This is a genomic window from Erythrobacter longus, assembly GCF_000715015.1.
Taxonomy (GTDB): Bacteria; Pseudomonadota; Alphaproteobacteria; order Sphingomonadales; family Sphingomonadaceae; genus Erythrobacter; species Erythrobacter longus.
Genome location: NZ_JMIW01000006.1, coordinates 157,776 through 173,386, shown reverse-complemented (window position 1 = coordinate 173,386; position 15,611 = coordinate 157,776). Strand labels below are relative to the sequence as shown.

The 15,611-nt window shown below is 57.4% G+C and carries 10 protein-coding genes; all 10 read right to left on the bottom strand.

Annotation, left to right across the window (positions count from 1 at the left end; all coding sequences use genetic code 11):
* Window positions 1-291: 291 nt before the first annotated feature.
* A complete protein-coding gene (locus EH31_RS12925) occupies window positions 292-3,639 on the bottom strand; it encodes an amidohydrolase family protein (RefSeq protein WP_034961288.1) in 3,348 nt (1,115 codons plus the stop codon).
* An 86-nt stretch (window positions 3,640-3,725) separates the two neighbouring features.
* Entirely contained in the window at window positions 3,726-5,570 is a 1,845-nt protein-coding gene (locus EH31_RS12920) for a DUF885 domain-containing protein (protein ID WP_034960928.1), read from the bottom strand.
* 135 nt (window positions 5,571-5,705) lie between these two features.
* Window positions 5,706-5,924: a DUF6538 domain-containing protein gene (locus tag EH31_RS18165; RefSeq protein ID WP_422110928.1), complete on the bottom strand. Its 219-nt coding sequence runs from the start codon at window positions 5,922-5,924 to the stop codon at window positions 5,706-5,708.
* A gap of 322 nt (window positions 5,925-6,246) precedes the next feature.
* Window positions 6,247-7,482: a hypothetical protein gene (locus EH31_RS12915; protein ID WP_034960926.1), complete on the bottom strand. Its 1,236-nt coding sequence runs from the start codon at window positions 7,480-7,482 to the stop codon at window positions 6,247-6,249.
* A 34-nt stretch (window positions 7,483-7,516) separates the two neighbouring features.
* Complete coding sequence (locus EH31_RS12910) at window positions 7,517-8,716, bottom strand: GIY-YIG nuclease family protein (protein ID WP_034960924.1); 1,200 nt, start codon at window positions 8,714-8,716, stop codon at window positions 7,517-7,519.
* Entirely contained in the window at window positions 8,709-10,772 is a 2,064-nt protein-coding gene (locus tag EH31_RS12905; RefSeq protein ID WP_034960922.1) for a DEAD/DEAH box helicase, read from the bottom strand. The genes EH31_RS12910 and EH31_RS12905 overlap by 8 nt, the downstream gene beginning before the upstream one ends.
* Window positions 10,769-11,095, bottom strand: coding sequence for a type II toxin-antitoxin system YafQ family toxin (locus EH31_RS12900; protein ID WP_034960921.1), 327 nt, complete (start codon window positions 11,093-11,095; stop codon window positions 10,769-10,771). Before EH31_RS12900 ends, EH31_RS12905 begins: the two co-directional genes overlap by 4 nt.
* Window positions 11,092-11,403 (bottom strand): type II toxin-antitoxin system RelB/DinJ family antitoxin, encoded by a 312-nt coding sequence (locus EH31_RS12895; RefSeq protein WP_241765924.1) that lies wholly within the window; start codon window positions 11,401-11,403, stop codon window positions 11,092-11,094. The genes EH31_RS12900 and EH31_RS12895 overlap by 4 nt, the downstream gene beginning before the upstream one ends.
* Window positions 11,404-11,509: 106 nt before the next feature.
* On the bottom strand, window positions 11,510-12,811 hold the full coding sequence (locus EH31_RS12890) for a PDDEXK-like family protein (protein ID WP_034960919.1): 1,302 nt from the start codon (window positions 12,809-12,811) through the stop codon (window positions 11,510-11,512).
* 2 nt (window positions 12,812-12,813) lie between these two features.
* On the bottom strand, window positions 12,814-15,570 hold the full coding sequence (locus EH31_RS12885; RefSeq protein WP_034960917.1) for a class I SAM-dependent DNA methyltransferase: 2,757 nt from the start codon (window positions 15,568-15,570) through the stop codon (window positions 12,814-12,816).
* Between the last annotated feature and the right edge of the window lie 41 nt (window positions 15,571-15,611).

The following is a 15,611-nucleotide window of genomic DNA, read 5'->3' as shown; positions in this document are numbered from 1 at the left end:
AAAGCCTCGTTCGATATTGGCAGGAATTGCTGGCAGATCGCAGCCACGTATTGGAAGGTGGCCACTCAGGCGCAGTCATCCACGACAACACAGTGGCCCGTGGCAGGACCGCGCTAAGAGGGCGGCGTAATCGAAGGCACCGCTGAACTTGAGCAATCGATCAAGATGTTACCCGGCGATCACTTCAATTTTTTGGCCGTTTTTTTTGCGGGTCAGCTTTCCATCACCGAAAAGCAGCCACTTCGCTCACGACCCATTTGCTGCCGAACAGCTTAGCCTTCGGAATTGGTCCTAGTATGAGTGACTGTCTCCATCGCCGTCGCCGTGATTGTGGCCACCACCTTGGTGGGTCGCGCGCTCGGAACCGCCTGCATTGCCGCCCATGCCAGCTTCCCACCAATAGGCGCGTCGTCCACCGTCACCTGTGACGACTTCCTGCATCGTTTTGGCGTCATACATCCGCCCACCGATCATCACGCTTTCGATCTTGTCGCTGTCGCGCACATTGACGGTGGGATCAGCGGTAAGGACCAAGAGGTCAGCGAGCTTGCCGACCTCAAGACTGCCCACGTCCTTTTCCATGCCCAGCGATTGCGCAGGGTATATCGTCGCAGTTTTAAGCGCTTCGACCGGGCTAAAGCCTCCTCTGGCAAAGCTCCAGATTTCCCAATGTGCGCCAAGACCCGGCTGCTGACCATGCGCGCCGATTGAAACCTTGATCCCGCGGTCGGAGAGCTTCTTGGCCTCGCGTGCTGCGTTGTCATCGACAAATGCCCAATCGGGTGCCTTGGTGCGCCGCGCGTTGTTTGCCAAAAGCACCTTTGGCGGGGAGTGGATCATCAGCGGGTGATCGAACACATCCATGGCCTGACGCCAATAGGGATCGCCCGCAAGGCCGCCATAGGTGACCGCCAGAGTGGGCGTGTAATTGGTGTTCGATTGACCAAAGAATTGCAGCACATCTTCGTAGAAGACATCGCCGGGCACGTTGTGCTCCATGGTCGAGTTGCCATCTGCGATGAGGGTCATATCCATCCCGAAAAGCGAGCCGCCTTCGGCCACCACCAGCATGTTTTCCTCAGCCGACGCACGCGCGACCATCTGGCGCTGTTCGCGGCGCGGCTGGTTGTAGTTCTTGATTGAGATGCCACCTTGGGCCTTGATCCGGCGCACATGGTCGAGCGCTTCTTCGTATGTGTCGATCCGCGCATAGACAGAAGGAGCCTTCGCCCCGTAGACGATTTCCCCGGTTGAGAAGATGCGCGGTGCAAGAAGCTTGCCAGCCATCTGCCGCTCAGCCGAGGCGAAGATCAGGCTCGCATCGCTCGACGGGTTATGCGTGGTCGTGGTGCCCATCGCCAGATCCTGAACCAAGCTCCAGTTCTGCTGCGGGATGAGCTCGTCCGTGCCATGCGGCCCGTGGTGGTGCGCGTCGACAAATCCAGGCATGACCACCTTGCCGCTAGCATCGACGATTGTGGCACCTGCTGGCACGTCAACTTCGCCTGCCGCACCAATGGCCGCGATCCGGTCGCCTTCAATGATGATTACGCCGTTTTCAATGACGCCCGCATCTTCGTTGCCGAGGCCAGCGGCCATGGTGAGGATCTTTGCGCCGGTGATGGCAACGGTGCCCGAAGGCACAGGCTTGCTGACCGTGACCGCCATTGAGATCGCGCTGTCCGGCGTTTCATAGCCATCTTCATCATCATCCTCGCCCTTGGGCTTTGAGGCGAAGAAATCGCTGACCTGCGCTTGCTTTAATTCAGGGCCAATCGACCAGAACAAGGTTTCGCCCCCGCGCGCCCAGCCCATGAAGTCTGCGCCGCCCTTGGAAACCATGGTGATCGGCACTGGTCCCTTGGTCTCGTTCACATCGACCGGCTTGCCGCCGGGGATCACCGGCATTGCGAACACTTCGTAATTCTGCCGGAAGGCGATTGTCGCGCCGTCGGGCGCAATGCGGAAATCATTGACCAGGCTTCCGGTCGCGTGAGTGCGCACCTTCTCGCCGTCCAGATCAGAAGACATCAAGGCAAGCTTGTCCCCTTCGCGTCCGACCATGAAAAGCCGATCATTTGATGCGCCAAATTGCGGGGTGGAGCCGGTGCGTGTCACAAACATAGGCTCGCCGCCAGCCGCCGGTTGCAAATAGATGCCCGGATTTTCCGACTGCTCGGGCGCTGTGAGATAGCCGCCGCGGCGTTTTTCGTAAGCGATTGTCCGGCCATCGGGCGACCATGCGAGATTGGCATAATGGCCCGGCATAGGCGATACAACGCGCGCGTTCGCTCCATTGGCATTGGCCACGACAATCTCGCCTAGCCCTTCATCGGTCCAGCGCACAAAGGCAAGCTTAGAACCGTCACGGCTAAAGGCGGGATATGCCTCAACAGCGTCGCTGGTATCGCCAGTCATCGGGCGGGCACCATCGCGGCCGCGCGCGGATTTCGTGTGCAATTTGCCGAGCGTTTCAAACACAACCCGGCTGCCATCGGGCGAGAGCGTTCCGAATTTGGCCATTCTGGTGGTGAAACGATCAGGCGCAACTTCGATCACCGGATGCGGCGCATCGGCAATGCCGCGCGTGTCATTCACGCTAAAGGGGATCACCGCATGGTTCGCCCCGTCGCGGTCCACGCGGTTAAGCTTGCCTCCTGCCCAAAAGACGATTGAGCCGCCGTCCGGCGTCCAATCCATATTGGGATAGACGCCGGTGACTGCCCAGGTCTCCTGCACATCGAGGTCAAGCGCATCGTAGATCATCCGCTCGCGCCCGCTTGCGATATCTTTCACCCACAGCTGCGAAGTGTCTTTATCGCGCCGGACAAAAGCGATTTCCTTGCCGTCTGGCGAAGGTGCCGGACGCACTGCGCCACCATAACCATCAACAACGGTTGAGACTTCGCCGCTTTCCAGATCGTGTTTTTCAATCGCAAAAATGCCTGCAATCGAATCCTGCGCATAGATAAATGTGTTTCCGCCGGTTGTGTTGCGGGTGTAGTAAATCGCCTTGCCATCGGGCGCGAAGATCGGTTCGCCCAGTTCCTTTTGCAGCTCTTCATTGCGCCGTTCCACCACTTGAACGCCGCCGCCGCCAGAGACATGGTACATCCAGATCTCGCCTGTGCCGAGCGAACGCTGGGTGGTGAAATGCTTCTTGGCCGCAATAAAACGCCCATCGGGTGACCATGTGGGCTGGTTCAAGAGGCGGAAGTCTTCCTTGGTCAGTTGCCGCTTGTCCGAACCATCCGCGTTCATGATCCAGATATTGTCGCCGCCGCCGCGATCCGACGTGAAGGCGATCAGCGAGCCGTCCGGTGAAAAGCGCGGGTGCACCTCCCACGCCAGACCGTCAGCAATCCGCCTCGCCGCGCCGCCCGTGATCGGAACGGTGTAGATATCGCCCAGCATAGTGAACGCGATGGTTCGCCCGTCAGGCGACACATCGACGTCCATCCAAGTACCCTCATCGGTCTGGATGGGGACTTCGCGGATAGTCGCGCCGGGGGGAGCCTGAATATCCCATTTGGTATCATCTTCACCCTCGTGATCGTCCGCATATGCGACGCTGGCGCTCGCCAGAACGGTCCCTGAAAGCATTGCGGTAACAAAACGGCGAACGGTAAAACGGCGCATATACAATAACTCCACTGGCAGACCCTGATGACTGGTAGTCCGGCTCTTTCCTAATGTCACGAGGCCCGCTTGTGCGTGGCCTATATTCAGCCTTTTGCCGCGTCGATGTAGCGCGACACGTTCTTGGCCAGCACATCCATCGGCACATTTCCGCCCAATATTACGGCATCGTTGAAGGCCTTCAAATCGTAAGTCTCACCAAGCTCGCTTTGCGCCTTGGCCCGCAAATCGGCAATCCGGCTATGGCCCAATTTGTAGCCAGTCGCCTGCCCCGGCCAGCTGCAATAGCGGTCGACCTCGCTTGCGACTTCCTGCTCTTTGGAGCCATTGCGCTCGACAAAGAAATTGACCGCGCGCTCCCTGCTCCAGCCCTTGGAATGCAAGCCCGTATCGACCACCATCCGGCATGCTCGGAAGGCAAGGCTTTGCAAATAGCCCAGCCGCCCGACCTTGAAATCATCATATGCGCCCAGCTCATCCGCCAATTGCTCGGCATAAAGCGCCCAGCCTTCCGAAAACGGATTAAAAGCAAGGATCAAGCGGATCAGAGGAAGGCGATTGGAATATTCGCCTTCCCAGACATGGCCCGGAATGGTCTCGTGATAGGTGAGGTCGGCAAGATCATATTTGCGATGCAGATCGGTGGTGCGAAGGTTGATCCACATGCGCCCGGGAATAGTGCCATCCTTGCTGCCAGCCCCGCCATAGGCGCCCGGCGCGCCGGGTTCTTCGGAGAGCGGCAAGCGACGCACCTCTAAGTTAGGATCAACCAGCGTATTGAACGCGCGCGGCATCTCGCCTTTGATCCATTCAATGCGGTCCTTGATGAAGGCCATGATCTCCGCGCGTCCGGGATCGCCCTCGGCAAATTTGTAGCGCGGGTCCTGGCTGAGCCCTTGCATGCGTTCACCAACCGTCCCCTTGGTGAACCCGATTTCGCGCAGGATCGGGTCCATCTGACCATGCAGTTCTTCGAGCTCTTCAAGGCCCTGATTGTGAATCTCATCGGCGGTCATATTGGTGGTGGTGCTGGAGCGCAGGGCCCAATCGTACCATTCTTCCCCTTGCGGACGCTCGCGCATTCCGGGGTCTTTAGTCGCAAGGGCGCGTTGCCGTTTCAGCTCTTCAAGCTGGCGCTTGAGCGCTGCGACGACTTGCTCGCTTTCGACCTTGGCGGCCTCTTCGACTGGAGGGTTCTTAAGCTCCGCCTCGGCGGACCGCTCAGACAGCGAAGAGGTAAACAATTCGGCCCGCTCGGCGGTGGCAATCGTGCTCTCCATCTGGGCGATCGCTTTGTCGATGAGGAAGCCGGGCGGGACCACACCCATATCGGCTGCCGCTGTCATCCGCTCCAACTCGCCATCAAAAACGGCGGGCATCTGCTTCATGCGCTCTAGGTAGAAGTCCGCGTCATCCTCGTCAGCAATCGGGTGGCTGGAATCCATAAAGCGCGGCAAGTCGAGATAAGACCCCACGTTCTGGATCACCACATAAGGTGCAGTGCGCCAGCTCCCGACAGGGATGTCGCCATAAGGCAGCGCAAGCCCGTCCAGCGCGACTTGATAGCCGCTTTCCACCGCCTCAAAGCTGGTGAGCTGCTCTGGGCTTAAATCATCTCGCGGATAGGATTTCGTCATCTCCAGATCGCGCCGCAAGGTCGCCGCAAGAGCATCCTGCCCCGCCTGGGACTGATCTTCGAGCTTGCCGCGCAGGTCAGCGAATTGACCGACATCAACACCGAGGCTAGTTGCGCGTTCGGGTTCATGACGAAGCAGGTTGTAGCCGACTTGTTCGAGCCAATCGTCAGGGCTCAATGATGTGACAGGGCCATCATCGCCCACCATCTTGCATCCGGTGAGACTGAGCGCGGTGGTAGCGCTAAGCCCGGCAAGGACTTGGCGGCGGGTTAAATTAAATTGAGTTCTGATCATCGGGTTAGGGTTTGGCGTCCGAAGCTGATCAAGTCAAACAGCGCCCGGTCTCATCGACATTTTCAAGCTGATCGGTAGATCCTCCCGCATCCATCCGTTCGTCGCGATCAACGAGCCAGCGTCGCACCACCATTCCTATGTTCGCCATGGTCGGGGTGTAGCCACCCCTCTGCCCCTTTCCGCCGGAGCGACATTCTCTCGGCAGCCCGCCAGTTTGGCCTCGAAGTTCCTCAATTCCGTGTTTAGCAGGTGGCGCGCTTCTTCCAGATCGCGCGTTTTCGGTGAGGTTACGACCTCACCTTTGCCGAAAAATGGCTGTGCATCTGACGGGACTGCACGGCGAAGATAGAACACTCCATCCCGAATGGAGTGGTAATATGATCCGCGAACCTTCCTCAAGTGACCTTCGAAACTACCAACCTGAAGCAGAACTTGTTACATTTCGGGGGGGAGTCCTTTGAATACAAGGGCTTCAGGGTTTCCGCGGGCTTAAACAGGAGGTGGCGGAGACGGAGTCCGACCTATATCTGAAATAACGATTTGATATCAGATCGATATGGAGATTTCAGAGTTCACCAGACCCACACTCAGACCCACACTTTTGAGTGGATGCAAGCGGACATCCTGAGATCGTGGGGGTTGGCTATCAGCTGCGTCACATGTGGCTTGATGTTGGTTACCAGCTATAGCGCGAAGGGTAAAAGCCCTTATCATCGTCTGGTCCAAACACGTGTTGAGCCTCGAACAACACCTCGAATCCTTCGACACTTGAAGCGCGCTCGGCTCGCTCGACAATTGCATTGAGCCAGTCAAGAAACTCGGCGGAACGCGGCGAGGACGTGGCTTTGAGTTCCTCAGTTAGTTGTGTGGCTAGGCGGCGCAGGCGGTCGCGTTTCTCGACCCGCTCGAACACGAGATCGAGCACCTTGAGGCGCCGGTCTTCGATATAGGCTAGCCGTCTAGCCTCGTTGCGCCGACGCGCTTCTTCTTCCGCACGGATGCGGTCTTCCTCGGCTCGCCTGTCATCCTCGCGCTTCGCAGAAGCCAGTACGGCAAGACCCACTGCGATATCGTTCGCCATGTTTTCCAGGCGCTGGATCTTGGCATCCTTGAAGGAGCGGCGGAGAGGTGACGAGTATCGGAGATAGAGGTCGAACTCGAACGATACCTTGCCGGTCGGTGCATAATCCCGTTCTGGCCAATGGCTAAATGAGGAAAAGCTCGGGACGTAATCCCAATCGTTCCGCGCCCAGCGCCGCTCTCGCCGTTTTCGTTCCTTCTCTTCCTTCGCCAATTCCTCGGGCGTGGGCTCGTGCTGCGACCGCTTAACTGCTTCCTTTAGATTGAAGGGGACAATCACGCTTCCGTCCGTGAATGCGGCGCGTTCAGCCTTGCCGCTGAGTTCAAAGCCTTGGACCTGTGCGGCCGTGACTATTCGGTTGAGCGATATCTCGATCCGATCGATTGAATCCGGCGCGATCTCCACGTCGATCAAGCCGGACTGAGCGAGCCTCACCATTCCCTGTTCGTCGGGCTTTGCCTTGCGCAACTTGGCCATCGATCGCATTACGATGGAATGTTCCTGATCGACCTTTTTGGGATCGAATGCCGAGGCCCGGACGCGGGCCTCTTCGCGCATTTGCGCGACGGAACCGGGCTCGTTGCGTAGCTCTCCGCCAGCGATGTTGATCGTATCGGAAATGCCCGACCTCAGCTTGGGTAGCGGTGTTCGTTTGACCTTCTGGCCCGCTGCATGTTTTGCCCACCATCCCAGCGGAGGGTTGGGCACATCGTGTTTGCGACAGATTTTGTGCAAGGCCACGTCAGAAAGACCAAATTCCTTGGCCAAGTGCGTCATCGGCTTGGACCAGACGAGCTCATAGAACTCGGAGCGGGTGAACTGACGTGCCATGAGCTAACTTCGCCTGATTGCGTCCAACCGTTTGTTAGGCGTTATCTTGGGCAACGAACTCCGCCCGTGCGGGATCGTAAACGTGCTGCGTGACAGTACCGTCACTGATCCGCGACACCAATTCGTTGATGATCGAAAGCGGGACAAGGAACCACTCGCGCGGCTGGACAGTTTTGCCAAATCGATCGCCTGCAGAAAGATCAAGGCGGGCAGGCCCGAGCGCACGATGGATCAGCCGTTCGAGCTTGGTTCGATTGATGTTGAAGAGCTTGTACTCAGCCACGACTTCGACATCCGCGAGCAGGAAAGTCGGATCGTTACGCGCGTTGGCAATCCGGCTGAGGACCGGCTGCCCCGTAACGCCAATCTTATGGATCAGCTCGCGATGCTCGTCGACGTAGGGATGTGACGATTTGCTGCGGAGTACATAGATCGTGCCGCTCTCCAGATCGTCGGGCTCAGCGGTTTCTCCAAAAAGCGGTCCTGCGCTTTGCTCGCTCACGCGCCTAGCGGACTCGTCCCGATAGAGCGACTTCTGGAATGAGCGTGAAAGGACCGTCGCCTCGGTTGCGTTGTCGTATATGACTCGGACACGGCGATCAGCCCGCTCATACTGAGTCGTGAAGGCGTCGGTCGAGGCGGCGATGTATGCGAGTTGCCCGCCGACGATGAAGAAATTCCCCGGCTGGATTTCGGCCAGTGTGACCTCGGAATTGCCGAGCGCCTTGGCCTGTCTGCTACCGGCCTTCAGATCGACCTGCACCGCCTCGAACAGCGGCTTGAACTCGTCGAAATCCTCGCACCTCTCACGGTTGGCGATCTCTTCAGCCGCTCTCTTCTCGGCCCGAGAACTCACATGCCGCAGCTTTGTAATGTCATCTTCCGAGCCCGGTTGGATGCCAAGTTCTGCCAGAAGTGCAGTGTCGTCTAGTTCGTCCGATGGTTTCCCTAGCGGCTCGACTGCATCCAGAATGCCGTCCGGGTCCATGCTCGCCAAGAGTTCTTGCGCTTCGGGAAGAGCGCGAAGCCTCTCAAGACGGACAGCATAGAGTCGCTCAAAAATGTCATGATCCTCCCCATGCCTGGGGAGGCGTCCATGCTCTTTGACGAAACGCTGTATATCCTCGAATCCCGCTATAATGCGTTCTTGAAGGGGGGTCAGCTTTCGAACCGGCTCGGGTGCTGTTTCGACACCAAGCTCGGCCAGCAGTTCGAGGTCACTCAATTCAGCCATTGCTGGCCTCTTTGGTGGCGTGGCGTTGGAGGAAAGCGATGCCCTCGGCCATCTTGCGTTCCCACGCATCTTGAGAAGTCAGCGATGGCAGCCGTCCGCGCTCCCGCTTGAATTCCAGCGCTCGCTCGGCAAGTGCGCGCGCATCTTCGTAGGTCAGCTTGTCCTTCTTTGCGTTGATGACCGCCTGAACCTGCAACAGGGTCTTTGCATCCATAGACTTGGCCAAGACCGCAATCGTTGCCTCGAACGGATTGACCCGGTCGATGAGATCGATGTCGAGCTCCGTCACGCTTAGCGCGAACCTACGCACACCTTCGATGAAGGCGGTATTTGCTTTGATCTCGCCATCACCATCGCTTGCCAGCGCGGCCTTGGCTTGCTGGGTCAGCGTCATCGCAGCAACCGCCTGTTGGCGGACGGCTTCCTGATCGTGTTCGCTCAGCTCGGGGTACTTTTCCCGAATGATCTTGCCCATTTTGAGCTGGGTTAGCTCTTCTGGAACCACGTCGGGGTCGAACACGCCCCGTTCGACGACTGCCTTGTCCTGCACAAAGGTCGCAATGACCTCGTTAAGATCCTCGCGGCAAATACGCGTTGCCTCGACGCTTTTGGGCAGTTTGAGACCCTTGATCTCGAAATGCATTTGGCCGTGATCGTTCACGCCAAAATTGGTCTCGCCTTCCTTGTATCCACCCGGCCCGTAGTCGAAGTCCGGTTTCGGCCCTGCGTCCTTTGGCGTGAAGTCGAAGCGGGGCGCGAGCACTTGCTCCATGAGCAAGCTCGCCGCAATCGCCTTGAGGTAATCGTTGATCGCGTCGACTACGAGCGGGCTGTCCGCCGCTGGTTCGGCGATCAGATTGGTAAAGCGAGCGCGGGTCTTACCCGGCGCATCACGGGTTGCCCGGCCAATGATCTGGATGATTTCAGTTAGGCTGGAGCGATAGCCGACCGTCAACGCGTGTTCGCACCAGATCCAGTCGAAGCCTTCCTTCGCCATCCCCAGCGCGATGATGATGTCGACAAAGTCGCGATTCGATCGCGCATCGGGTGATTTCAGGGCTGCGGCGACGCGGTCGCGCTTGGCGGAATCGTCGTCGACGAGGTCGGCCACCTTGATAACGTTTCCGGCAGCCGTCTTGATAAGGTGGAACCCTGTCTCGGGATCGATGCCCTGCCAATCACCAAGGTGGTTCATGATGTCCTCGGCCTCGCGATGCTTGTCTTTCAGGCTCTCGCGCGAATTGACCGATGGGATGTGGACGATGGTCTTCACTGTCGGATCGAGCAGCGCCGAAATCTTCTCGGTGTAAGGCCCGGTGTAGAAGCTGTAGCCGATATCGAGGGTCTTCAGATACTCGTAGCCATTGAGCTGCTGGTAGTAGGTGTAGGTAACCGTCTCGAACTTGGCTTCGTCTTCCGGCGCAAGGACGGGAATGGCATCGCCACGGAAATAGCTGCCCGTCATTGCCACGACATGCGCCTTGTCGCGCCCGATCAACTGCGCGAGCTGCGCGCCGAGACGGTTGCCCGCATCTGCTGAGACGTGGTGGAATTCGTCGATTGCGACCAGACGGTTATCGAACGCTTCCGGCCCAAGCTCGTCGAATGCGAAGCGGAATGTCGCATGCGTGCAGACGAGCACCTTTTCGTCGCTGGCTAGGAATTCGCCGACGGCCTTCACCTTCGACTTCGCGACCTTGGGGTCATCAGCTCCCGGCGTGTTGCACAGGTTCCATTGCGGGGCGACGTTCCAGTCGGTGAAGAAACCGTACTTGCTCAGTGGTTCGCTGTTAAAGCTTGCGCCGATAGAGCGTTCGGGCACGCAGATGATGACTTGGCGGACATTCTGGTTCGCCAGCTTGTCGAGCGCGATGAACATGAGCGCGCGCGATTTGCCCGAGGCAGGTGGCGATTTGATCAGCAGATATTGCTCGCCGCGCTTTTCATAGGCTTGTGCCTGCATCGGGCGCATGCCCAGCTCGTCCGACTTGGCCGACGCGCCGGTCTGGGCAGTCGTGAACGATACGGCGGGAATGATCTGATCCTTGGCGCTCATTTGAAAAGCTCGCTGTGTGTTCCGGCGCGGGTGAAGAATATTCCGCCGCTGGGTGCCGGAATGTCTTCCACGCGGTAGATCAGCAGAAAATCGCCACCGACATGGCATTCGCGGTGACCCTGCCATTCTCCCTTGAGCGCGTGGTCCTTCCATTCGGGACCAAGCGGCGCGTCATTGGCGATGAGCAGCAGCATGACTTGCTTGAGCTTTTTCATATCGTATCGGCCCGAACGCGACAGCCGCTCGAAGTCCTTCAGGAAGGACTTCGCATAGCCAATCGTCCGGGGAAGCGCGGTGCGCTTGCTCGCAGCCGCTTTTTTCAAGACTTCTGTTTTCCGGCCTCGCGCAGTGCCTTACTCTCTTTATCGAGCTCGGCGAACATTTCGTCAGCATTGTCGAAGCCCGGCGTGCCGCCATTCTTGAAGAACTCGTCAGCCTCTTCCATCGCCGCGCGAGTTTCCGCATTGGGAACCTTGAGCTCTAGCGGGAACGCCTGATCGGTGGCGATGCGATGAAACAGCAGGCGCACGGCATCGGCGGTCGACAGACCCATCGCCGCCAGCGCCTCGGTCGCGCGGTCTTTCAGATCATTGTCCATCCGGACGTGAATCATTGAGCTATGAGCGTTCATAACACCTCCTGTATCTCAAATGAGATATCTGCGCGTTGGCGTGCTGAAAGTCAAGCTAGAGGTGGCATAGCGAGCACGCCACGGCAGCCTGCATAGGTCGAGAACTTTACTCCTCGTAACCGTATTTCACGAACTTCGGGAGCACGCTACCAACCGCGTCCAATTCAGGTTGAAACTTCTTAAGCAGCTTCTTCATTCCCGCCGCGATTTCTTCGGCATCCTGTACGTCTTTGATTTTAAGAAAATTCTCTTTCAAGAACTTCGAATATTGCTTGCCCTCGTCCGCGGCTGCGCGCTGGAACATGATCCGGTTCCTGGGCAACTTTGCCGCAGCTTTCTGGATGGCGTGGATCAGGTCCCTCCGAAACTCGTACTCACTGAGGGGGCCGACTTCACCATAAAGGGCGAGCTGACCGGATGTGCCATCTGCGTCGGGCCAAAGCTGCATCCAGACGATGAGCGGGTATCCGGCCCACCATTTTTCGCAACCTTTCCAGTCATACTTGTCTTTGCCCAAAGCAATGTACCAGCTTTCGGGCAGGAAGCTGACCATCTTGTGATCGATGTGATTGAAACGAACGATCTGATCCTCGATCTTTACCTCATCGAGATAATCGCGATCATCTCCGAACAAGTCTTCCGCAGCTATGGCGAAATCGGACCCTGAACCGTGATCCATGATGAAGTCCAAGACCTTCTTGTTCTCGCGGTAGAGCTGCCTTGCCAGCTTTTCCATTTCGCTGCTCTCGGCGCTCATGCCGACCTCCTCTGCGATGATCTCGATGTAATGCTGAAGAAAGGTTCTCACTTCAGCCGTCAGGAGGTGCGCCTCCTGGTTCAGGAATCTTGGCAGGAAACGGCAAATCGCCTCGTAGTCGATTGGAGCATACCGATCATCCTCAGGCTCCTCGTCGTGGAGGGTGAGGAAAATACCACGAACGGTGACCTCGTCCGGCTGTTTGCCTAAGCCAGCAGGAACCTTCTCAAGGTATTTCGTCAGCTGGCCCTCGTGCTGTTTGCTGTCGTATTTGTTTTCAACGACGAACGCCCAGCCATTTCTTTCGCTGTGAATGAAAATGTCGATATTCTGCCATTCCCGGCGAACGATGGCGTCGCGCAAATCAGCGCGCGCAATGTCCAAAGCAGTTGGAGACCCGACCAAACTCTTTCCTCGCAGCGCCTCGGCGAGAAACGCCTTCAGGAACTTGTCGTCGAGACCGTGACTTTCAGCGGGGTCGAGAAGCCAACTCAGGATTGCCGAGTGACGGATTTCCATCCGCTCCATCTTCATGACCCGGATGGGATTGAAACGATTGAGATGGGCTTCAATCCTCGACATCAGTTCGTTGTTGACGAACAGACTTTCGAGTTCCTCTGTCGTGGGCGCGGAATTGGTTCCATCAACCATCGTCACGCCGCCTTTGCGCTGGTCATTTTGGTGTAGAGTTCGAATAGCTTTTCGAGGCGTTCGGTGTCGTTTTTGAAACGGCGGCCGATGTAGATGCGTTCCAGGACTTCGTCGTTGCGATCGTGGGCATAGCGGAGGTTTTCCGGCATCTTCTCTGGATCGTAGAGCTTGGCGATGGTCTTGGGGAAATGCGCCTCGCGCGCGAGGAGGATGTCCTCGGCGCAGCGGGTCAAGTCGGCTTTGTTTTGCTCGGTGAGCTTGGGGACAGGGAATGCGTTGTAGCACAACGCCGATGAGTACCGGATGTCAGTCTTGAGTCTTCCAGCAACAACTCGAACCCAAGTCATATGCATCAAGCTTAAGATAATAGACAAATTCCAAAGATCTGGATCGTAGATGGCCTGAGCGGAATCGCTTACAATACTGAGATGGTCCAAAAGGCCAAAAGGGATATAGTCGCGTCTCTCTGATGAAACTCGCGGAGCGATCACTGCATAGCGGCTAGCTCGATGGGTGTACCTGAATTGATGTGGTCGAGCTGCCAAACCTCTAGCTACGTCTCCACCGCTTTCTCTCGAAAGCTTCACCTTTGCGATCCTGTCGTTGAGCTCCGGAATCCGTTTTGCAAATTCCAACTCATGGTCGTCAATCCAGACACAAAAGCGCTGCTCTCCGTTCAAAAAATCACGCGACCCGTATAGCCGTTTCACATAACGGGCAGCGTTTGGTTCTCTTGCGATTAGCGCGTTTCGTTCTTCACTAGAGAGAACAAAATTTCCGCCGTCATAAGGGCTGTTCCCAGTGATGATTGGTGCGATCTCCGAGATGGGAGAGAGCACTTGGGTCACGATGTCCTCGCTTCCCGGAATCAGATATGGTCCAATAACTTCGACCTCACGGGCGAGGTCATCAGAATACAAAGTTTTCTTGCCACCTAGTCGCCGCCTGAGTCCAATAATCGAGCAAATTACCGCAGCATTCCGTGTCGCATTATTGCTCCATTTAAAGTCCCTATGGGCAAAGAAAATTTCGACGTTCAAACTATATATGTGCGGCCAAAGCTGATGAACCTGGGCTCCTTGGTTGACTGAATTTGTGACCACAAACGCAACACCTGCTGCGGTCTCTGCCGCGTACTTTGCCCCCTTAATTAGCCAACCTGAGACGTAGTCGAGCTCTCCGATTTTTTGCTTCGTCCCAAAGGCTTGGGCGAGTTCACTTTTTTGGTCTGTAGTCTGTCCCTTTCCTCCCAAGTAGGGAGGGTTCCCGCACACATAAGTTTCGGCACCCTCATTTTCGAAAGCCATTGAGCTTCGGTCCAAGGGAGCCCCGTAGAGGTCGTCGGCAAATATCCTCCCTCCGCCTATACCGTGTGGTTCGCACACGCTGAGCCAGTCCATGCGAAGCGCGTTGCCGCACTTAACCCAGTTCTGGCTATCGAGCGGCAGGAAGTCAGCGAGTGCCTCCTTCTGGCCGCGATACAGCACGTCACATTGGAACTCGGCGATAATCAGCGCGAGGCGTGCAATCTCTGCCGGGAAATCGCGCAGTTCGATCCCGCGAAAATTGGTGAGCGGGATGTCGCTGTCGCGTTCGATCTCACCGCGACGCTCGTTGATCTTGGCCTCGATCGCGCGCATCTGCTTGTACGCGATGACGAGGAAATTGCCCGATCCACAGGCCGGATCGAATACCCTGATCTTCGCCATTCGATTGCGCAAATTGAGCAGCTTGCGGGTATTGTCGCCCGCTTCCTCCAGCTGTTGGCGAAGGTCATCCAGAAACAGCGGGTTCAGCACCTTCAGGATGTTCGGCACGCTGGTATAGTGCATGCCGAGCGCGCCTCGCTCCTCGTCATCGGCGACCGCCTGGATCATGCTACCGAAGATATCGGGGTTGATCTGTTTCCAGTTCAGCCCGCCGATATGCAGCAGGTAACTGCGCGCCATACGGCTGAACCGTGGCACCTCCACACTGCCGGAAAACAGCGCACCGTTCACATAGGGAAATGCGTCGGCGTGGGGCGGGATATTCGCCGCCTTGCGGTAGCGATCGTCCAGCTTGCCTTCGTGCCGCGTGGGCGTGTCCATCGCGCGGAAGATGTTGGAGATGATTTCGTGCGTGTTGGAGCTTTCCCGGTCGCTGAACCGCTCGACCGTGGAAGTGAACAGGCCCTCGCCATTGAAAATGTCGGTATCCTCCGCGAAGAAGCAGAAGATCAACCGCGCCATGAAGTGGTTCATGTCTGGCCGGCGCTCCGCCGTGGCCCAGTCCGGGTTCTCTTTCAGCAGCTCGACATAGAGCTTGTTGAGCTTGCTGGTGGCGCGGATGTCGAAGCTGTTCTCGCGGATTTGCTTGACGGTTGTGATGCCCGCGAGCGGCAGGAACGCGCCGAAGTGGTTCGGGAAATCGCTGTAAGTGCAGGCGACGGATTCGCCGTTGAGCAGATCCTCCGCCTGCAAGTCGACGCCGTCCGTTGCGAGGATGAATTTGGCCTTCGCCGCGCCCGTCTTGGGGCTTTCACGCAGGGCCTTCAGCGTCTCGTCGACCGTGCCCGGATCGCACGTGGCGATGTGGATATTGTTGCGCTGGAGGACGCCGCCGGGAAGGTCCGAGGCATTGGTTGTCCCGGCCCGCAATTGCTTCAGCGTGTTCGCCTTGCGCCCGAACGCTTCGAGAAACGCGAATGGAAACTCCGCCCGGTCAAATGGCTGGGCGGCCAGTTCTGAAATTGCTTCTTCGATTTCTACTGCATTCATGGCGCGATACTTGGCCGAGAGGCGGCTGATTCACAAGACAG

Bases quoted from the DNA above. Each gene is read 5' to 3' on its own strand.
- EH31_RS12885 (WP_034960917.1), bottom strand. From the start codon at position 15,570: ATGAATGCAGTAGAAATCGAAGAAGCAATTTCAGAACTGGCCGCCCAG.
- EH31_RS12890 (WP_034960919.1), bottom strand. From the start codon at position 12,811: ATGGTTGATGGAACCAATTCCGCGCCCACGACAGAGGAACTCGAAAGT.
- EH31_RS12905 (WP_034960922.1), bottom strand. From the start codon at position 10,772: ATGAGCGCCAAGGATCAGATCATTCCCGCCGTATCGTTCACGACTGCC.
- EH31_RS12910 (WP_034960924.1), bottom strand. From the start codon at position 8,716: ATGGCTGAATTGAGTGACCTCGAACTGCTGGCCGAGCTTGGTGTCGAA.
- EH31_RS12920 (WP_034960928.1), bottom strand. From the start codon at position 5,570: ATGATCAGAACTCAATTTAATTTAACCCGCCGCCAAGTCCTTGCCGGG.
- EH31_RS12915 (WP_034960926.1), bottom strand. From the start codon at position 7,482: ATGGCACGTCAGTTCACCCGCTCCGAGTTCTATGAGCTCGTCTGGTCC.
- EH31_RS12895 (WP_241765924.1), bottom strand. From the start codon at position 11,403: ATGAACGCTCATAGCTCAATGATTCACGTCCGGATGGACAATGATCTG.
- EH31_RS12925 (WP_034961288.1), bottom strand. From the start codon at position 3,639: ATGCGCCGTTTTACCGTTCGCCGTTTTGTTACCGCAATGCTTTCAGGG.